Genomic DNA, 17,425 nt, shown 5'->3' on the forward strand with positions numbered 1-17,425 from the left:
GGTCGGGCTTGTCGATGGCCGCAATGGAGGTCGGGTCAGTCCATCAAGGGCGTGGGAGGTGGGCCGCCGGTGTGATTGTGGACATTATACTTGTCGCGCATTTCCTGCATGGTTCCGGCATGGTCCTTGACGTCGCCAGTCGCCTCAATGTCGCCCTCGACCTTCAGGATCTGCGCGGTGATGAAGACGCCGGCGTCAGTTTTGATCGTGATCTGCTGTCCCGACTTCAAGGTCATCTCGCCGCCGGCTCCGAGAACGAACTTGTCTCCAGCGGCATTGTAGAGGCCGACCTCGTTTTCGTCCAGCTTTCCCATCCTGGCGGAGGGGTTGGCGACCGGCATCAGCATGATATCGCCCTCGTCGCCTCCCAAAGCGAGCGCCAGACCCAGCGCCCCATCACCAACATGGCTGGCAAAGCCATAGGGCTGCATGACCTCAATGCCATCCCGCCAGACACCGTCAGCGACTTCGATGCTCGCGGTCTGTGTCTTTCCGCCGTCATTCACGTTCTTCATCGTCACGCGGCGCATCATCCCACGGATGATGTTGTGCAGCTCCTGAATTTGTGCGCGCAGCTCAGCGATCTCGCTCATCAAAGTCTCTCCGCTGTCGTGTCGAGCTTGCCGCTCGCCTTGTTCGTCCGGCTCTTCGCGCCCTTGCCGCCCGTCGTGCCACCGCCCTTGCTCTTGGCGAAGGCTTCGGGGCTGGTCACCGTCAGTTCCGTATCCATCGCCTCGTCCTCGGTCTCGTGGAGCCGGACCTTGGAAATCAGCATGTCGCGATCGATAGCGTTATACCTGTCCTTCACGGGTGCGATCGTGTTCGGTCGCCATAGCTCGCCATCTACATCATGGCCGTAAACGACATAGGTGATCTGCTCGCCCTTGCCGCGCGCGGTATTGCGCCGCCACTCGGCCTCTTCCTGGGCGCTCATCTGCTCGGCCTTGGTGCGCGCCAGATAGACCTTCGGCCGGTAGCCCTCGACCTCTTCGTCCTTCGCCACGCCCTTGGCGACCGTGCCTTTGCGCTCCTGTTTGGTGGCCTCGCCATCGCCGCCGGCGCGCGCAGCTGGCGTCAACGGCTCGGCCGTCTTGTCAAGCGCCGCGTCACCCTTGCGTTCCTTGCCGGCCTTCTCATGTTGGCCGTGGACGATGGTTTCCGAGAAGCGGCCGGTGCAATCCTCACCCATCGAGACAGACTTGACGTTGCCCGGCGCGTTGATTGCGCCGGCGGCCTTCTTCGACCCGGCGCGTGTGATGACGATATTGCCGATCCCGTCGGACATGGCGAGCGCCTGGCGCTGACGCGCTCCCTTTTCGATTGCCCGATGCGCGGTCTCGGCGAGATCCAGCGAATACCTGGGGAACGGCTCGCCCGTGTCGATCTCGCTGCGGACGCCGAGGCCATAGGGTGCAGCAATCTTTTTCGCCGCATCTTCCAGCTTGACGTTCTTGAACTCGGCCGGGCCTTTGGTCATGGCAGCGCAATCGACCATATCGCCGGCCTTGCAACGGCCCGAGAGCGTGATCTCGGCCGTCTGATCCGAGAACTCGCTCGACCGCTTCTCGATCTTGCCGACAAGCACGAGCTGGCCGCTGACCGTGATCTTCACCTTCTTCTGTGCTTTCAATCGCGCGTTCCACGGCCCGAGCGCGGCCACAAGGGCATCCGCGTTCGCCTCCTGGTCGCGGCAGGTGAAGGAGAAGGACGCGGAAAAGTCTTCCATATCGAGGGAGACTTCCTTCTCCTTCGCGCCTTTGAACTCACGCCCCTCGATCCAGATGCGGATGCCTTTTTCCCCGATCATGGCTTGATGACCCTGATCTTTCCGGGCTTCATCGCGGCCGGGTGGCGCGGCCGGTTGCGTCGGACGATATCGGCATAGACAGCCTCGACGATCGCCGGGTTGTCGCCGGCGACGTGGTTGGCGAGCACCCAGGCATCAACCGGCCGATCGGTTTCGAAGACCAGCGTCTGCGGTAGCCGGCCGATGATCTCGTTGACGGTGCCGGTGATCTCCGCCTGGAGCGCGTAAAGCTGCCGGATAATCTCGGCCATCTCGCCGGCATAGGCGCTATTCGAAAGGAGATCGGCCGTCTCGGCAAGTCCGGAGAGACATTCCAACGCCTGATTGCGGGCGGTCAGCGCCGCATCAGTGCTCTCGAAAGACCAGTAGTCGATCTGGGACACGGCCTGGATGACGACATGGATGGACGCAGCAAAGAGCAACGCCTGGTCCGGCGCGGACGGCGCATCTGCCACTTCGCCCTTGAGCGCGGTGGCGACCCGTACGCCGAGGGCAAAGAGCGCCTCCGCCGGCGGCGCGGCTTCGGCAGTGCTCTCCTCGGCCTCAGAGACCCAAGGCTTGATCGTCGCGTCGCCGATCATGGCTGCGGCCGTCACGACAACAGCGTCCAAAGCGGTGGGCGTGTCGGCCGTCGCGCGGGAGACCTGCGCCTTGAGACGCGGCACGAACCGGCGCGAGCTGCTCACCGGCTGCAGGTTCGACATTGTCTGCTTGATGATCCGCAGCGACCTGGTCGTAGCCCGCGAGCGCGCAGCCGAAATCGTGCGCTTCTCCACCGAGGACGAGAGCGATGTGGCAAGTGTGACCAGAGCCACGACGATCGAGGCAATGCCGAAAAGCCCGCTCAAGCCCGCTTCAAATCCGCTTCCAACCAGCTCGAAACGCGCCTGGAAGCGCACGATCCGCATTTCCCGGTCGGAATAGTTGATGGTCGCCGGTTCAGTGAGGATAACCATCATCGGGCCACGGAACGGATGCACCAGCATGGCCGGGCCCTGCGTTTCGAAAGCCGCTTCCAGGGCTGCGGCCTGGGCGAGATAGTCGTCGCCGATGATCAGGCCGTCGATCGAGATCTCGCGCGGCGCGCGGCCGAAATCGTCATAGGCCGCATCATCGACACCAGGCAGAAATGTCCGCGCCACTCGGCGGCCGGGTCGCGATGATGCGGTCGGAACGTAAAACGCGATCCCCCGATAAGAACCGCTGACGAGGCCGGGCAACGGTGCCATTACGGTGCTCCAACGGACTTGCCGGTATTGATGCCGCTATTCTTCGCGCCGCTGGTCTGGACGCTCTGCCCGGTAACGGTCGTGCCGGGTGCGGCCTTGACCGTCGTGGTAACATCGACGCTGACATTCTGGTTGGCTGGCTGCTCGGCCTTGGTCGCCGGTTGTGGGGTTCCGGGCGGTCCGCCGCCGCCGAGCCAGGAAGGCAGCGATGGCCAGCTGATGATGCCGGACAGGTCAATCTTCCCGATTGCCGCCAGGATCCGCGAGGGCAGGCTGCTGAACCACTCAATCAGCCCGTCTACCGCGGACTTGATCCCGTTGACGATCGAATCGCCGAGGTCTCGCCCCAGTTGGTTGAAGGAGGCCAGGTCAGCAGCGGAATACTGCTTCATCGAAAACATGCTGCCGAAGTCGATCCCGCTGAAGAACGACTTCAGGTCGTTCCACCAGGCCGTCATTGTCGTTTTCATGCCATCGAGCAGGGGGCCGAGCTTGGACGTTTCCAGGCCGATGGCAGAGAAGAACCACTGGAATGACGAGACGGTCGCTTCAAACGGTCCCTTGAACGATGATGCGAAGCCCGTGACGAACGCCTGTATGGGTTGCCAGTAGCGATAGATTGCGAAGGAAAGAGCCGCTACCGCCGCGATCGTCGCCCAGATCGGCGCGGATATGCCCGCGAGAGCGCCGCCAACCGCGCCCAACGCGGCGGGGATGAAGGAAAGTGCCGTCCAAAGCAAGCGCAGCGGCCCAGCAAGCAGGGAGAGACCGCCGGAGATAATCGGCGCGACGACGCCAAGCACACCCAGAGCCGCAGCAGCGGCCACTGCGGCCCCGCCGAGCGACAGCATATGGCGCACCATGCCGCCCGTGCGTTCGTCCGTTTCGCGAAGCCACTTAAGGGCTTCGATCAGGTGCTGGTTGATCGCCGGAAGCCAGACGCCGAAGGCGAGTCCGACTTCCCGAACGGCCTGGACACCGATCTCCTGGAAGATCATGAACTGGCGATTGAGCCCCTGAATCTGGGTCTCGAAATCCGCCTGCGAATTCGCGCCTGTTGCCTTCGCGACGTCTTCCTTGATTTGTTTGTATTCCTCCAGGTGTGCGAGGAATGGAATGAGGAAGTCGAGAACCTGCTGATCCTGGAAGAGTTCACCAAGCTTGCCGGCGCCATGAATTTTTTCGAGCTGCTCGCGCACATAGCCCAGCGCTTCCGCACCCGAAAGACCGTTGGCCTTTGCCTTATCCATGAGGCCCTGTATTTCCTTTGCGGAAACGCCCGTCAGCTTCATGATCTTCTGGATGACCGCCTCGATCGGGTTGATGCCCTTCGTGGCCGCATCCTGCATCACCGCCTGGATATCGACACCGGCTTCCTTGAACGTCTTGACGGTGACGGGTGCAAGGATCTTCGAGAGGAAGTTCTTGAGGTTGTTTGCAGCCTCGGCAGGTTCGGACGTACCTTTCATGGCGATCTGCAGGGCTGCGCCCAGGAAGTTCACGGCCTCGCGTCCGGTTACCCCGAACTTGGCAACCTGCGATGTCAGTGTCGGGAAATAGCGAGCCATTTCCTTGAACTCGAATGAGCCCGCCTTGGCCGAAACGATCAGCCCGGCGATGGAGCTATCCATCTGATCAGCCGGTATCCGGAGCGTTTGCATCAGCGATATTGCCACGCCAGCGACATCCTCGAACTGTGCGTTGGCAGCCGTTGCATTTTTGGCGATCGCGCCGAGAGAGGTCTCCACCGATGCGCGATCGAGGCCGGCGGCAATCATCTTGCCAGCGCCGGCGGCTATCGTGTCGGAGAACTGGCCATAGGTGAAGGACAGCCCCTCGTATTGCGCCTTCTGCTGGTTGACGAAATCGAATGCCGCCTTGTGCGTCAGCTCGGCTGTGGTTGCTATATCCAGGAGCTTCTGTTGGAACTCGGCCGCCTGCGCAATCGGCGCGGTGAACGAGATGGCGGCAAGCGCCGTCCCGACAAGTCCGATCTTGCGGATCGTATCTGTAAAACCCTTCACGACGCCGGTCGCGCGCTTGAGCGGTCCGGACAGCAGGTCTTTCAGCCGGACGAGAACGTCGAGCGCCATGTTCCGTCCGGACATTTCAGCTTTCCTCTTTAAGAGATCGTCGCCAGCTCATGACCGCATTCCACCAGAAGGTCAGGTCATGCACGTCCATGTCGAGAATGCTGGCCGCCGAGAACCCTGTCTCGTCGGCCAGCATGCCCATCATCACGTTCGTGTTTTCTGGCCACGGGTCAAAAAATGGCCAATTACCTGCGCCGCTGCCGTGATGTCAGCACCATCCATCTGGTCGTAGATCGCCGACATGAGAGGCGCGGTGATGCGGGTTGACCTGGCAAGAGCCATGACGGTCTGCATCTCGGCCGAGGTTGAGTTGATCGACCGGAGGTCAACACCGCGCAGGCGATGGAAGACGAGTTCGCTGTAAACGCGATCGCGAACCTTCCCGTCCTTCCGGGTCGTCACGGTCACCGTTTCAGAGAGTGGCAGCGTGACCGATCCGTCCTCGTTCTGGACAGCCTGCTCGGGCAGCTTGTCCATCGGATCGCCATCTTCGTCGATGATGCGGCTTGCCTTGTTGGCAATTCCGTCTTCCTCAACGATCACAACGGGCTTCTCCAAACGCTCTTCGAGCGCGTCCAGGTCAACTTCAAGCGGCTTTTTCATCCGATGATCTCCTCGGGCTCGCCGGCCGCCCATTTGAGTTCCACTTTGCCGCCTTCGCCGCCGGTCGCGTCGGGCCGGTCGCCCTCCAGGAAGGCGTCAGGCCAGACATAGGTCTGGCCGGTGTCGCACACGACCTGCAGCTCGCCTTCGCCCGCATCGAGCAGGCCCAGCAACGACTGACCGCGCTCGACATGCGTGGTCGCGGTAACTTCAGAGCCCTGGTATTCCTGGGCTCTGGCAACGGTACGCCCATAGGTGACGGCGTTGTTCTTGATGCCGCCGAGCCGAAGCTTCGCGCCCTTTTCGACGGGGATATTTCGACCTCTCCAGTAGATGTCGATAATGCCTAAGACCTGCATGTCTTGCTTCCTTCAGGTTAGACGAGGAATTCCAGGGACGCGGCCTGAACCATGAGGTTGCCGACGATCTGGTAGACCTGCTTCGAGTTCATGCGATTGCGCGTGTCGGCATCCCGCTCGAAGATCGACATGGCCAGTGTCTCCTGGACATTCTCGATCCAGACGTTGCGCTCGTAGACCTGGCAACGCGACGCCCACGCGCCCTTCATGATGCGGGGCGAAACGACGGCAGCGCCTGCGGCTGTGTCGCCCTCCGCCCGGCGAACCGAGACGGCGCGATCGTCGTCCACCAGCTTGGCGCGCGGATAGGTGAGGTTCACATAGCCCGACCAGTCGTAGCGGATGCGGCTGTTGGTGGCCGGCACCATGATGTCCAGCCAGGCATCATCGGCAACGTTGAGCGTGGTCTTCTTGTAGGTCGTGATCATGCGGTTGATCACGACGGTGCCGTCATCCATGCAGATGTCGGCCGACATGCCGTGCTGAAGGAGGAAGTTGCGTTCCTCCTGCGTGTCCTGGTCCGCAGGGTCGGGAGCCTCGACGCCGGGCAACACGAGGCTCTTCAGCTGGCGCGCGGGGTCCTGCGTGAGGAAGAACGAAGCAACGGCCATCGCCGTCGCCGCGTGGACCCAAGGCGACGTAGGGCTACGATAGAGCCCGCCGCAGGTGACGAAGGCGCAGTTGGTCAGGTCGCCAAAGGTGGTGCGCTGGCCGAAGGTGCCGGACTTGTAAACGAAGCCGTGGCAGTCGAGCTTTGCGGTGGCGACGTAACGCGCCTTCAGCCACGTATCGAGCAGCTGCAGGTTGGCCGTGTCGTTCCACGGAACGCAAATCTTGGTAAACCAGCTGACGTCGATGGCGTCGAGCGCCGTCTGCAGGTTGGGGTTGGTTGCACCGCCAGCCATGTCGACGATCGTAGCAGTCAGTCCAGCCGGGAGATCGGCGGCCTTCCGATCGACGCGAACGTTGATCTCGTTGCCGCAGGCTCCCTTGTTCTTCGCCGTAAGCGTGACGACACCCAGCGCCGAGGTCGCACTGGCGACACAGCGCGTGTCAGCGTTGACCGCCGCCGCAAGCTTGGTTGCCAGCGCGGTGGGCGTATCGGTCGCCAGCGCCGTGATGTAGACGCGCCGGCCGCCGATCTTGAAATAGAGCGTGGACGAAACGGAGGTTGCGCCCGCAAACGTGATCGTGCCCGTGGCCGCCGTCGCGCCGGCTGCATCATCCATGGCCATCACATAGAGCGGCGTCGATTTGTTGGCCTTGCGGAAGGCCACGACCTGCTCTGCACCGATCGAGCCTTCGCCAAAATGGGCATAGCCTTCATCGGCGCGGGTCACTTCGACGATACGCCCGGCAGTCAGCGTGCCGCCGGCGAGCTTCTGGCTGACGACGATGGTCTTTTCCGGGTAAGCCAGAACACCCTTCTTGGTGTAGTTCGGCTTGACCTCGCCGAAAACAGCCGGATCAAGCCAGTTTGTCGGGATCTCGTTGAACGTCATCATTTGGCGTCTCCTTCAGTCTCGGCGGGCTTGCGGCCTCGCTTTGCGATCTCGGCCGGCTCCTCGATGGACGGCGCAGGCTCGGTCGGCCGATCGGCTGGCACCAAGTCCTCATCGCGGATACGCCGGCGGATATAGAGCGTGTCTTCCGCCTCCATCCCCTCGGCCGGCCACGGCTGGCCGTTCTCCTGCCGCACCGTGCGGCCTTCGCCCTGTTTCAGGAATTTCGTCTCTGCCATTTTCAGGCTCCCGGATTGATGATGTCGGTTTGGGTGGGTGCGCCTTCCGGCGCATCGGCGAGCGACCAGGTCACGCCGATCGCGGCGAGATCGTCGCTGGCCTCGATGTCCAGCGCGGCGGTGTCGGTGGCGAATGAGAAGGTGAAATCCACCTGCGCGACGACGACCGCGTCATCGGCAAAACCTTCCGGAACGACAGCGTTCGCTGCCGTGACGGCGCAGCGGCCGGTCGTGTTGGAAAAGCCGTGGATGAGCGCGCAGGCAACATCGACCATGGCGTCCATTCCAAGGCCTCTCGAATCCCCCTTGAAGCGGGCTTCAAGGCTGCCGGTCGAGCGGTAGACGATGAAGAGGCTCCAGCGCTGATCGCCGGTCAGGCGACGTTCGGTGTCTCCGGCCTTCATGCCGTTCCAGGCAAGACCGAGAAAGCAACCGTTGTTGATCCAGCGGTTGAACTCATTCTTCGTCATGGCCGAAGAGACACGCTCGATCGTGAAGATCTGCGCGGGGAAGCCGGTGCGCAGCCGCTCGACGAGAAGCGGCTCCTGGACGGCGATCGGGGCGAGCGACTTATTGACCATCACATGTCCCTCAATGTGGTGTGGTCAAAGTCGCGGGGCCTGTCGCTGTAGCGCGGACCGGAGCCGATCGCCTGGCCCGTTGCGCCGTCTGCAAGCGGTGCGTCCAGATGCACGACGCCCCGCGAGATCTGTTCCAGCCATTTCATGACGTCGGAACGGTCGGTCTTCATCTGCTCGGTCGGCGTGGTGCGCTCGCCCTGGGCCAGCTCGTAGCGGGCGATCTTGCAGCAGCCGGCGATCAGATCGACCGGCGGCGCAAGCACCGGCACGGCGTAACGCTTGCGCAGGTAGCCGTCGATCAGCGCTGTGGCGTCGGCAATGGCCTGATTGACCTTGGCGACATTAACCGTCGTTGCGGTCAAGTCTTCCGGATTGGACAGACGCAGGATCTGCGTTTCTCCAAAGCGGGCGATCATGTCGGTTGCGGTCGCGTACATCGGATGTTCCTCAAAGCTCGATTCGGCCGGGCTTGAAGATGGCGCGATTGGCGGCCATGAAGCCTTGTTCGATGGAGGTGCGGCCGATCGCAAGCCAGCGCTTGTCGGTGTCCGGATCAGCAGCCAGCTCATCGAGCTGACGAAGCACCATCTCTTCCAGGCGCTTGTTCACGTTGACCTTGCCAACGCTATCGTCGGACTGCGGCTTGTAGCCGGAAACGGGAAGACCGTTGTTCATCGCTCTGCCTTATTGTTTGTATGGCGGGGCGGCCGAATTGCCGCCCCGCCGTTGGGCTTGTGCTTTTGGGGTTATTTCTTGCCGCCGGCCTTTTCATCGGCCGGTTTGGCGGCTGCGGCCTTCAGCTGCTCCAGCTCGGCCTTGACGGTCTCGGCGGCAGCCTTGGCATCGGTGATTTCGGTTTCCAGCTTCGCGATCAGGGTCTTCGCCTGTTCCGCCTGGCTGAAAAGCTGATCGCGCTCGGCTGTCATGGCGGCGAACTTGGACGTCAGGTCGGCAACCTGGGACTTGAGCGTGCTGTTTTCGGAAGCGAGAGTGTTGACGTCTTCGGACAGGTCCTCGCCCTCGATGACTTCGAATGCGGGGTCGTTGCGGAAGTTCTGCAGCTGCTCGGGCGTCCAATGGTCGGCGTCATAGACGGCCTTCGCCTCATGTGAGACGCCGTTGCGATACATGCCGGGACGCCGGCAGATGATGGTGACCTTGGAAGTCATGTCGATCTCCTAGTTTCGGGACTTGCCGGAGCCGCGACTTTCGCGGTTCTGGAAAATCCCGCGCGGGTGAGATCCGCGCAGGAAGGCCATCGGGCCGGTTGCGGCCTCGTCCGTCAGGCCAGATGCGGAATCACGACGATGCGCGCCGTGTCCTTCCAGACGTTGGTTGCGCCTGCATCATTGCGTTCGTTGATGATGAGCTTGCGCGCCGCGCCTTCCAGCGCCGGCGGCACCAGCAGCACCTTGCCTGCGATGTTCAACGGCTCGCCGGAGCGCTTGTACTGTGAGGCGAGCTTGACGCGGGCTGCCTCGTAGTTCGCGGCATTCAGGTCTGCCTTCGACTTGTAGATCGTCTGCCAGGCGCCATAGCCGGCATTCATGCGGCCTGTGGAGCCCCAGGTGTATTCGTTGTAGTCGAAGACGCGGGGATCGTCGGGGTTCTGGCGGGCCACGATGCCGAAGGCTTCGCGGGTCTGGTAGATGATCGGCTTCAGCACCTGGCTGTCATCCATCAGATACCAGGCAGGATAAGCGCCGGAGGTAAAGTTCGAGACAACGGTGTCAGCGCCATTGGCGTCAAAGCCCGGATGGTCAATGTCGAAGAAATACTGGCCGTCATAGCAGACCGCGTTCTCGCCGTTCTTCAGGAGCGGGAAGATGAGCCGGTCCGGGAACTCGGCTGCGTTCTGGCCCATCTGGGCAGCGACATTGAAGTAGATGCCGAGCTGGTCATCCGCGATGTTGTCGCGGTTGATGGTGATCGTCTCTTCGAAACGCTTGTTCTTGATGACGAAGCTGGAACCGCCGAGGCGATTGTAGATGCGTTCACCGACCCATTCGCGGATGCCCTTCAGATCATCCAGACGCGGGTATTCGTTCTGCGCGCCCGTCGAATTCACGGTCATCGCAACCGTGTTATAGAACGACGCGACAGAGCCGAAGCGGCCGTTGAAGGCAGTCGAGAGGCCGGTATAGATCGACCGGAGCGAGGAGGCATTGATATCCATGGAAGGTGTCCCTTACTTCGGCTGCAGCCAGACGCCGTCAGCATCGACCGCGAAGATCGTGCCGCAGACGAGCTTGCCGCCCGGATTGGTGAGGCTGAAGGTGTTGTCGTCGATCGCGTAGACCGACGCGCCGATGTTTGCGGCCGTAGCGCCGGCGAGAGGAATAAGGATCGGCTTCTTCGAAACACGAACCTGCATGTCACCGGCGATACCGGCCGAATTATCCACCCGGTGCTTGTTCCAGCCGACACAGACGACGGCAGAACCGTTGTCCGGCTTGACGGCGACGCCGGCCGCCGTGACGGCGACGATCGTGCCGCCGTAGTAGAGCGTGGCCGCAGCGGCCGGGAAGCTCAGTTCTTCGCCATTGCGCGTCCGGCGATCGACATCATTGCTGGCGGCCATGTCAGACTCCCTTCTCCAGCTTGCGGTTCTTGAGGAAGTCTTCCTCCGATACGCCCATCTGGGCGATGACCATGCGATCAGCCTCGGAAAGCTGTCCGTCGCGGCTGTCGTCGGAAGGGTTGCGGCCCTTGAGCGAGCCGGAATGGATCGACGGGAGGAGCTTCAGCTCTTCCTCGACCTCGGTCGGGTTCTTGGCGTGGCGCGCGATGTAGTGGTCGCGCAGCGCCGGGAAGAGCTTGCCGGTCTTTATCGCCTCGTCGATGACGGAGACGGCGCGATCCTGGGCGTGTGAAGCCTTCAGGGTCGCCAGCTCGCTGTTGAGCGTTGCGATCTGGCTGTTCAGCGACTTGACGACTTCGTCGCCGCCGGCTGCGGTAGCCGATGCGAGCCGCGACTGCAGCGCCGTGACGACGGCCATCTCGTCGCCATCCGAAGCGACCAGGCCGCCGACGCGCTTCAGCAGCGTGTCATATTTCGTGCGGGCGGAATGGGCGGAAGAAACCGCCTCGAGGACCTGTTCCTCGGTTGCGGTCTCGGGAAGGCCAAGAGCCTTCCTCAGCAGCTCCAGCATGTCTGGCTCCTGTCTAGAGTTCAGTGATTTCAGAAAGGGAAGATTGGGATCGTTCGTCAGCGCCGCGCGATCGACGCTGACAATGCGGAAAGGCTTCTGCTTGGTGTGAAAAAAGACCGGCGAGATGAAGCCGTAAGATTTGCCGTCTACAAGCTCGCGACCCTCGGCAGTCCACTCAACGCGACCGTAGAGACCATCTTCACGCGCTTGCATTTCAACGATCCAGCCTCGGGCCGGTGATGGCTTGCCATTCTTTCCCAAGATGTCGATGGCGTGGTTCTCGTCGATCGGTAGCTTACGTCCCTCGCTTGCGAACTTCGCGACAAGCATGTTGAGGTCGGGCGCTTCATAGGGGCCGCGCCCATCCACGCCAGAGAAGCTGGTGGATGGCAACAGCTGCAGCCAATCCGGAACACCGGAGGCAGCATTAAGCGCGATAACGATGGAAGCGGTCTGGTTCAGCATGAACCGGTTTTAGCAACCGGCCTCATGGCTGTTCATGACCGCAGGGGCGGTCGGGTCATCAACGGGCTTTGGTGAGGCGCATGACGAAGTCCTGCACGGTGTCGGCAATCATGTCTTCGTCATCTCTCGATATACCCATGAACTTGCGGGACGGCAAGGTGACCTCGTCCGCCTGGATGAACAGGCCCCCCATCCGGAAATAGAGGTGATCGGACTTCTTTGGCACAATCGTCACCCCGAAATGCTGCGCGGCGGCGTAAAGAACATTGGTGCCGACCCGCACCCAGCCGTTGCCGGCCTGGTCGTTGATGGAATTGCGCAGCCGGCCGCTCTCTGTGAGGATTCGCGCATTGCGTTTCCCTTCCGCATAAAGCGGGTTGAGGGGAGCCCACGCCTGCCCCTCGGGATCTTTCTGCGATACGAAACGCATATGAGTCGAGGCCACGAGGCCAGTGCCGATCGCGGCCATCATGGGCTGCGTGTTACGGAACATCATGAGTAGGCCGTTCAGCCCGCTCAAGACGCCGCTGTCCTTCAGCTCATAGGTGACGGTTATGCCAGCCATGCTTGTCTTTCCGGGTGGAATGCCCCATATTCAGGAAGACGCGCGAGCAGGAAGCACTCCTCATTTGGAGATTGGGACCAGGCGATTTCCGGCCCCCCGCGCGTCATTTCCTTTTCAGCTTCTTGGTTTTTCGCTTCTCAGCGCGGCGCAGCGAGATCAGATAGACTTCGTCATGGTCTTCCTTCGCAACAACCTTGATGGCTGCCTGATAATCCTTGCCTTCAAATTCACCCACGAAGGACAGCCGACCGTTCGCATCCTCGACAAGCTCGCCGTTGGTCAGGAGCCATTTCGGAAGGGTGGCGTAGCCGTCGGCCGTGATTTTGTCGTGGTGGGTGTGACTGCGAATCGTCGAGGCCGATAGCCTGATCTCGGTTTTCGCCGCGACCTGCAGCTTCTCCGCGACCTCGCCACGCGCGACACCGACCGGCGTCCATGATCCATCCGGCCACTTGCCGCGCAGCGCCGCCTTGACGAAGTTCGCGATCTGTACCTGGCTTGCCGTCACCGCCTTTGGACCTGGCGCTGTGCGTGCTAGCCAAGCCGCACCCGGATTGTACGCGAAGGACGGATCGACACCGCGCGGTTGGTCTGTTCCGACCTGGTCGAGGTCAGGGACACTGTCATAGCCGCCCTTGACCTCGATGGCGCGGAATGAAACCGGCGTCACGAAGCAGCCGCAGCCATAGCCGTTCGGCGGGAAAATCTTCCCCCATATTGGATCTTTCGCTGGCCAGGTGTTCCCATCCCACGACTTGTGTTCCAGGCGCGGATGTTTCGCCCCAGAGTGATTGTAACGCCATCCGGGATACTGTTTGAGCGTGTCGGGCGCGGTGAGCTTGGCATAGCGGCCCGCAGAATAAGCCGTGCTCAAATTGGTTTCGAAGATGAGTTTAGACCGCCATCCGCGCGTGCCGTTGTATTGCCAGCCATGGGTCTGGACGATCTTGTCGAAGTCCTTGCGGAACTCGTCGAGCGTGGTGCCTTTCTCGATGGCCTTGGCCACAGCGCCCTGGAAATCCTTGACCAGCGCTTCGGTCTGCGCGCCGGCGACCATGAACATTTTGGAATGCGCCGCGTCCCAGACATCGCGATAGGATTTTGTCGGGACCGCTGCCTTCTGGCGGAGGTAACGGGCGGCTTCTTCGAAGGGCTGATCGAAGACGCTGACAGCCGCCGCCATCAGCGACCGAAGAACGGACCTTACCTTCAAATTTGAAGCCGGTTTGAAGGCCGTGGACGCGCTCGGCGGGTTTTTCTGCGCCCACCGTCCCAGGAGCGTGCCTGCGGCCGTCCTCGTGGCGCTAGTCATCGGTCGAACCAAGGGCGTCAACCAGTGCCGCTTGCCCCGCAAGATGGGCCAGAACCATGCCACTCGCCATGGCCTTCGCCATGGCTTCAGGATCGAGATCGAGATCCGCGAGCTGGCGGGCGGCGTCTTCCAGGCTATCGGCCTTTTCGAAGATCGCCCGCACCGTGTCGATCTGTTCGTCGAGCGCCGCAGCCGCGTCCTGTTCCAGGCGAGCCGTCAGTTCCTCGACGGGATCGGCCGGCAGCGCGAGGCGACGGCTGGAATGGGCCGAGGCGAAGAGCCGGTCCATGGCCTGCTTGGCCGGCGTCGGGTCGTTGCCTGGGTCTTGGCCTCCGACCTGGCCGCCGCGCGGCCCCATCATCTTGCCGCCGATGATTTCCTCGCCCTCCTGTGGCGCGGGGATGCCCATGCGCTGGCGAATATGCGAGGCCGGTGCTGTCAGGCCTTGCGGCGCAAGGCGCGCGAAGGCGTCGGCAAATTCCTTCAGCGGCGGTTCGTCCGGCCGCCCCACGGAAACCGTGGGGTATTTGTCCTGCGGTCCGAAGTTGAAGGCAATCAGGTTCGGAATGAGCTGCTGATTGAGGGTGTCAGATACATCGAGAGCATCCGATCGCTCGATGTCCTGCTGAACCTGCCGGTGCTCCTGGCTGACAGCATGGCCTCCTGAGATCGCGTCCGTGGTTGTGGTCTGGCCGAGCACGGCTTTGGAAACTTGCTTGTCAAACCAGTCGGCGCGGCGTTCGAACATGTCGGTGGACGCGCTCTTCGAACCGATCTCCTGGAACTCGATCTCCATCGACTTCGGCAGGATCGCCGCGCAATCGCCCGCGATCCGGGAGACAGCCTTCCAGAGAATGTCCTTTTGCTCTTCGGTCGCATTGTTGTCGTACTTGCCAATACGGATCGGCTGGCCGTAGTTCTGGACGAAGATTGCCCAATCCCTGACCGTGAAATGCTTGAACATCCACGACCAGGCGACGATGCGGGCGAGGCCGGAGCGGACCGTCAGACCGGACTTGGCCTTCGAGCGGTGAACAATGAATTTGTGAGGCGCGAGCGGCACGAGCTGGCCGAGATCGCGCAGCATGACAGTCTCGCCATCCTCGCGATCGAAGTCGAAGAAGCGCTGCGAGCGCCAGTCGAGGCAACGCGGCATCCATCCCTCGGGCGTTGTCTGCCAATCGACCTCCATGACGGAGAAGCCTTTGCCGATCGCATCCAGCATATCGTAGAGACCCGATCGAAGGACACCGCCCTTGATCCATGCCTGGATAAACTCGGCATGCTTCTTGTGCGCCGGATCGTCGGAGGCGGAGTTGACGGTGATGGGCAGCTGCGCAACCGACCGCTTGCGGGTGTTGAGAACTGCAAGATAGTGCGGATCCCGCTCTTCCATGTCCTCGGCGAGTTCATAATAGGCGAGCGGATCGCCATGAGCTGCGGCATCGAGGATCCGCGCAAGTCGGACTGGCGTCATGCCGTTGGCGGGCGACGGCGAATGAGGGTCGCGTGTTGTCCCGACCCTGCCGGCCGCGATCTTTTCAAGCAGCTCCTTCGGATTGCGGATGATGTTGAGGAAGTCGCGAAGACCAGCCATCAGTAGATTTTCCCTTTAAAGCCAAAGTTTCCGACCAACCCGGAATCTTCATCGTCCTGCGGCCGTGCCCAGGGGCTTGACGGGGCAGTGCTCGCGGGCCTGTAGGCGTATTCGGAGGCGCCATCGCTCGCGGCATGGATGCCGAGGAATGCTGCCCAGGTGCGGTCTGCATGGTCATCGTCGCGCTCGGCAACAAAGCGGGGCGCGCCTGTGGCGGACGAGACGCGCCGAAGCTTGTGCAGATCCGCGCGCAGCTTGAGGTCGCCTTCAGGAATGCGGACCTTCCGATCCTCAAACTTGTTCTTTCCTTCCGTCGCCATGACAAGCTTATTCGGGCCTGTAAAGAGAACGCCTTCTATGGCGCTGCCGTAACGGCGCTGGGCATCCTCGACAACCTTTTCGCCCATGCCGGTCTGGTCAATGCAGGCGCGGCCGACGCGGTAACGCCGCATGATCTCGTCGAATGCTTCATCCATTTCAAGGAATGTCGCGCCCTTCTGCTCGATGCGTTCGCGGCACCAAAGGACATCGCCTACCAGCTCCCACACCCAGATGACATGCAGGTCCTTGCGGCGGCCGATATCGCGACCGACAAAGCATACACCGCCCTGATAACGCGAAGGATCCCCGGCCGCATCGTCTTCGACTGCGAAGATCAGGTCGTAAGGCAGCCAGGCGCTCGCCTCGTCGAGCCACTTCAGCTCGAATTCCTGTGACCATAGCTCATCATCGGCGAGGCCGGCGCGCAGCTCGTCGACATTCCGGGGCAGCCCCTCCGCGACGGCCTGGTAGATATCGACGATATGGCGAGACCATGTGTCGCCCTCCGACGTCATGATCTCGTAGAACTTGTTTCCCTTGCCCTTCGGCGTCGATGTGACGCGGATTTTCCAGCCCTTTGAGATGACCGGGAAGAGTGCACCCCAGATTTCACGACTATCTTTGTGGATCGCGAATTCGTCCAGGAAGACGTTGCGAGAGAAGCCCCGCGCCGTGTCCGGGTTGGCCGGCAACGCCATGATCGAATTGCCGTATGGAAGGATGACCTCAAGGGCCTTATGAGTGCCCGTCTCTCCCTGCCAGTCGAATTCATTCTCTTCAAAGACCATGCCATAGGCCTTGGCATGCGGCTTGATACCCTCGTTCATCGCCTCGCGCGCCTGCCGTTCCCCGCGCGAGAGGATCACCCAGGGCGACCGCCGCTGTTGGACGGCTGCTGTGAAACCATCATCGACGACCTCAAGCGATGTCGTGAATGTTTTGCCGGTCTGACGAGCAAACATGCCAGCCTTGAAGCGCGACTTGTCGAGGAACCAGCGGCGCTGGTAGCCGTAGAGCGGAACTGCCGGTTCAGCCATTGTCGAAGATCCCGTAAATCTCTTCGCGAATCTTGCGCAGGACTTCCTTGCCGTCCGGTTTCGTTCCCTCAACCGCGCCCTCAACCTGCGACACGGCCTTCTCCAGCTTCGCCTTCGCCAGCGCCTCGGCCTTCTCGCGCAGTTCAGCCGAGTGGCGCTGCGCCATGACGGTGTCCTTATAAGCGCGCGCCAGCTCCATGGCATTCTTCGAATCGAGGCCATCGCCGTCGAGCAGCTCGTCGAGCAGCGTCTTCAGGAACTCGCCCAGGACGATATCGGCCTTGCCGATCTCCTCCGGCGTCAAGCGCTCGGCGATGCCGGCATAGATATGGCGACGTTCTTCAAGCTGCAGCGTCCGCTTCGCCAGACGCATGGCCTTTCGGTTGAAGGCCGAGCGCGAAATCGTCTCGATGCCCTTGGCTTCGAGGCGATCGTTGAACTCGAAATGTATGTCCGCCTGCGTCCGCTCACGCTTGTTCAGCTCGCCGATCGCCCAGATGAGATCGTCGCGGGCTTCTTCCGGCAAGAGGTCAAGGCTTGAGAGACGTCCGCGGCCAGCCATT

The 17,425-nt window shown here is 61.8% G+C and carries 21 protein-coding genes; all 21 read right to left on the bottom strand.

Going from position 1 to position 17,425, the window contains the following annotated elements:
- Positions 1-35 precede the first annotated feature (35 nt).
- The 21 genes from LQK83_RS01170 to LQK83_RS01265 all read right to left on the bottom strand — a co-directional run bounded on the left by LQK83_RS01170 (position 36) and on the right by LQK83_RS01265 (position 17,424).
- Positions 36-593, bottom strand: coding sequence for a phage baseplate assembly protein domain-containing protein (locus LQK83_RS01170; protein WP_230835460.1), 558 nt, complete (start codon positions 591-593; stop codon positions 36-38).
- Positions 593-1,807, bottom strand: a complete 1,215-nt coding sequence (locus tag LQK83_RS01175) for a phage baseplate assembly protein (protein ID WP_230835461.1) — start codon at positions 1,805-1,807, stop codon at positions 593-595. Before LQK83_RS01175 ends, LQK83_RS01170 begins: the two co-directional genes overlap by 1 nt.
- Complete coding sequence (locus LQK83_RS01180; RefSeq protein ID WP_230835462.1) at positions 1,804-3,036, bottom strand: DNA circularization N-terminal domain-containing protein; 1,233 nt, start codon at positions 3,034-3,036, stop codon at positions 1,804-1,806. Before LQK83_RS01180 ends, LQK83_RS01175 begins: the two co-directional genes overlap by 4 nt.
- The gene (locus LQK83_RS01185) at positions 3,036-5,144 is read right to left on the bottom strand and encodes a phage tail tape measure protein (protein WP_230835463.1); all 2,109 of its coding nucleotides are present in this window, start codon (positions 5,142-5,144) and stop codon (positions 3,036-3,038) included. Before LQK83_RS01185 ends, LQK83_RS01180 begins: the two co-directional genes overlap by 1 nt.
- A 1-nt stretch (position 5,145) precedes the next feature.
- Positions 5,146-5,277, bottom strand: coding sequence for a hypothetical protein (locus tag LQK83_RS21595; RefSeq protein ID WP_269065136.1), 132 nt, complete (start codon positions 5,275-5,277; stop codon positions 5,146-5,148).
- Positions 5,274-5,732, bottom strand: coding sequence for a hypothetical protein (locus LQK83_RS01190; protein WP_230835464.1), 459 nt, complete (start codon positions 5,730-5,732; stop codon positions 5,274-5,276). Before LQK83_RS01190 ends, LQK83_RS21595 begins: the two co-directional genes overlap by 4 nt.
- Positions 5,729-6,091: a phage tail tube protein gene (locus LQK83_RS01195; RefSeq protein ID WP_230835465.1), complete on the bottom strand. Its 363-nt coding sequence runs from the start codon at positions 6,089-6,091 to the stop codon at positions 5,729-5,731. The genes LQK83_RS01190 and LQK83_RS01195 overlap by 4 nt, the downstream gene beginning before the upstream one ends.
- 17 nt (positions 6,092-6,108) lie before the next feature.
- Entirely contained in the window at positions 6,109-7,596 is a 1,488-nt protein-coding gene (locus LQK83_RS01200; protein ID WP_230835466.1) for a phage tail sheath subtilisin-like domain-containing protein, read from the bottom strand.
- The gene (locus LQK83_RS01205) at positions 7,593-7,832 is read right to left on the bottom strand and encodes a DUF2635 domain-containing protein (protein WP_230835467.1); all 240 of its coding nucleotides are present in this window, start codon (positions 7,830-7,832) and stop codon (positions 7,593-7,595) included. Before LQK83_RS01205 ends, LQK83_RS01200 begins: the two co-directional genes overlap by 4 nt.
- Positions 7,833-7,834: 2 nt before the next feature.
- The gene (locus LQK83_RS01210; RefSeq protein ID WP_230835468.1) at positions 7,835-8,413 is read right to left on the bottom strand and encodes a hypothetical protein; all 579 of its coding nucleotides are present in this window, start codon (positions 8,411-8,413) and stop codon (positions 7,835-7,837) included.
- On the bottom strand, positions 8,413-8,850 hold the full coding sequence (locus LQK83_RS01215; protein WP_230835469.1) for a gp436 family protein: 438 nt from the start codon (positions 8,848-8,850) through the stop codon (positions 8,413-8,415). Before LQK83_RS01215 ends, LQK83_RS01210 begins: the two co-directional genes overlap by 1 nt.
- A 10-nt stretch (positions 8,851-8,860) precedes the next feature.
- The gene (locus LQK83_RS01220) at positions 8,861-9,088 is read right to left on the bottom strand and encodes an Acb2/Tad1 domain-containing protein (RefSeq protein WP_230835470.1); all 228 of its coding nucleotides are present in this window, start codon (positions 9,086-9,088) and stop codon (positions 8,861-8,863) included.
- Positions 9,089-9,159: 71 nt separating this feature from the next.
- Entirely contained in the window at positions 9,160-9,582 is a 423-nt protein-coding gene (locus LQK83_RS01225) for a hypothetical protein (protein ID WP_230835471.1), read from the bottom strand.
- A 113-nt stretch (positions 9,583-9,695) separates the two neighbouring features.
- Entirely contained in the window at positions 9,696-10,589 is an 894-nt protein-coding gene (locus LQK83_RS01230; protein ID WP_230835472.1) for a Mu-like prophage major head subunit gpT family protein, read from the bottom strand.
- A 12-nt stretch (positions 10,590-10,601) separates the two neighbouring features.
- Positions 10,602-10,994, bottom strand: a complete 393-nt coding sequence (locus LQK83_RS01235) for a hypothetical protein (protein ID WP_230835473.1) — start codon at positions 10,992-10,994, stop codon at positions 10,602-10,604.
- Between the two features lies 1 nt (position 10,995).
- Positions 10,996-12,030, bottom strand: coding sequence for a phage protease (locus LQK83_RS01240; RefSeq protein WP_230835474.1), 1,035 nt, complete (start codon positions 12,028-12,030; stop codon positions 10,996-10,998).
- Between the two features lie 58 nt (positions 12,031-12,088).
- Complete coding sequence (locus LQK83_RS01245) at positions 12,089-12,595, bottom strand: phage virion morphogenesis protein (RefSeq protein WP_230835475.1); 507 nt, start codon at positions 12,593-12,595, stop codon at positions 12,089-12,091.
- 103 nt (positions 12,596-12,698) lie between these two features.
- Positions 12,699-13,928 (bottom strand): phage head morphogenesis protein, encoded by a 1,230-nt coding sequence (locus tag LQK83_RS01250; RefSeq protein ID WP_230835476.1) that lies wholly within the window; start codon positions 13,926-13,928, stop codon positions 12,699-12,701.
- Positions 13,900-15,504, bottom strand: a complete 1,605-nt coding sequence (locus LQK83_RS01255; RefSeq protein ID WP_230835477.1) for a DUF935 domain-containing protein — start codon at positions 15,502-15,504, stop codon at positions 13,900-13,902. Before LQK83_RS01255 ends, LQK83_RS01250 begins: the two co-directional genes overlap by 29 nt.
- Entirely contained in the window at positions 15,504-16,862 is a 1,359-nt protein-coding gene (locus LQK83_RS01260) for a terminase large subunit domain-containing protein (protein WP_230835478.1), read from the bottom strand. The genes LQK83_RS01255 and LQK83_RS01260 overlap by 1 nt, the downstream gene beginning before the upstream one ends.
- A complete protein-coding gene (locus tag LQK83_RS01265) occupies positions 16,855-17,424 on the bottom strand; it encodes a DUF3486 family protein (protein WP_230835479.1) in 570 nt (189 codons plus the stop codon). The genes LQK83_RS01260 and LQK83_RS01265 overlap by 8 nt, the downstream gene beginning before the upstream one ends.
- Position 17,425: the final 1 nt, after the last annotated feature.

This window comes from Rhizobium sp. C1, assembly GCF_021026335.1.
Classification (GTDB): domain Bacteria; phylum Pseudomonadota; class Alphaproteobacteria; order Rhizobiales; family Rhizobiaceae; genus Ensifer_A.

Bases quoted from the DNA above. Each gene is read 5' to 3' on its own strand.
- LQK83_RS01210 (WP_230835468.1), bottom strand. From the start codon at position 8,413: ATGGTCAATAAGTCGCTCGCCCCGATCGCCGTCCAGGAGCCGCTTCTC.
- LQK83_RS01220 (WP_230835470.1), bottom strand. From the start codon at position 9,088: ATGAACAACGGTCTTCCCGTTTCCGGCTACAAGCCGCAGTCCGACGAT.
- LQK83_RS01175 (WP_230835461.1), bottom strand. From the start codon at position 1,807: ATGATCGGGGAAAAAGGCATCCGCATCTGGATCGAGGGGCGTGAGTTC.
- LQK83_RS01245 (WP_230835475.1), bottom strand. From the start codon at position 12,595: ATGGCTGGCATAACCGTCACCTATGAGCTGAAGGACAGCGGCGTCTTG.
- LQK83_RS01260 (WP_230835478.1), bottom strand. From the start codon at position 16,862: ATGGCTGAACCGGCAGTTCCGCTCTACGGCTACCAGCGCCGCTGGTTC.
- LQK83_RS01235 (WP_230835473.1), bottom strand. From the start codon at position 10,994: ATGGCCGCCAGCAATGATGTCGATCGCCGGACGCGCAATGGCGAAGAA.
- LQK83_RS01225 (WP_230835471.1), bottom strand. From the start codon at position 9,582: ATGACTTCCAAGGTCACCATCATCTGCCGGCGTCCCGGCATGTATCGC.
- LQK83_RS01215 (WP_230835469.1), bottom strand. From the start codon at position 8,850: ATGTACGCGACCGCAACCGACATGATCGCCCGCTTTGGAGAAACGCAG.
- LQK83_RS01190 (WP_230835464.1), bottom strand. From the start codon at position 5,732: ATGAAAAAGCCGCTTGAAGTTGACCTGGACGCGCTCGAAGAGCGTTTG.
- LQK83_RS01205 (WP_230835467.1), bottom strand. From the start codon at position 7,832: ATGGCAGAGACGAAATTCCTGAAACAGGGCGAAGGCCGCACGGTGCGG.
- LQK83_RS01200 (WP_230835466.1), bottom strand. From the start codon at position 7,596: ATGATGACGTTCAACGAGATCCCGACAAACTGGCTTGATCCGGCTGTT.
- LQK83_RS01240 (WP_230835474.1), bottom strand. From the start codon at position 12,030: ATGCTGAACCAGACCGCTTCCATCGTTATCGCGCTTAATGCTGCCTCC.
- LQK83_RS01195 (WP_230835465.1), bottom strand. From the start codon at position 6,091: ATGCAGGTCTTAGGCATTATCGACATCTACTGGAGAGGTCGAAATATC.
- LQK83_RS01180 (WP_230835462.1), bottom strand. From the start codon at position 3,036: ATGGCACCGTTGCCCGGCCTCGTCAGCGGTTCTTATCGGGGGATCGCG.
- LQK83_RS01265 (WP_230835479.1), bottom strand. From the start codon at position 17,424: ATGGCTGGCCGCGGACGTCTCTCAAGCCTTGACCTCTTGCCGGAAGAA.
- LQK83_RS01230 (WP_230835472.1), bottom strand. From the start codon at position 10,589: ATGGATATCAATGCCTCCTCGCTCCGGTCGATCTATACCGGCCTCTCG.
- LQK83_RS01170 (WP_230835460.1), bottom strand. From the start codon at position 593: ATGAGCGAGATCGCTGAGCTGCGCGCACAAATTCAGGAGCTGCACAAC.
- LQK83_RS01255 (WP_230835477.1), bottom strand. From the start codon at position 15,504: ATGGCTGGTCTTCGCGACTTCCTCAACATCATCCGCAATCCGAAGGAG.
- LQK83_RS01185 (WP_230835463.1), bottom strand. From the start codon at position 5,144: ATGTCCGGACGGAACATGGCGCTCGACGTTCTCGTCCGGCTGAAAGAC.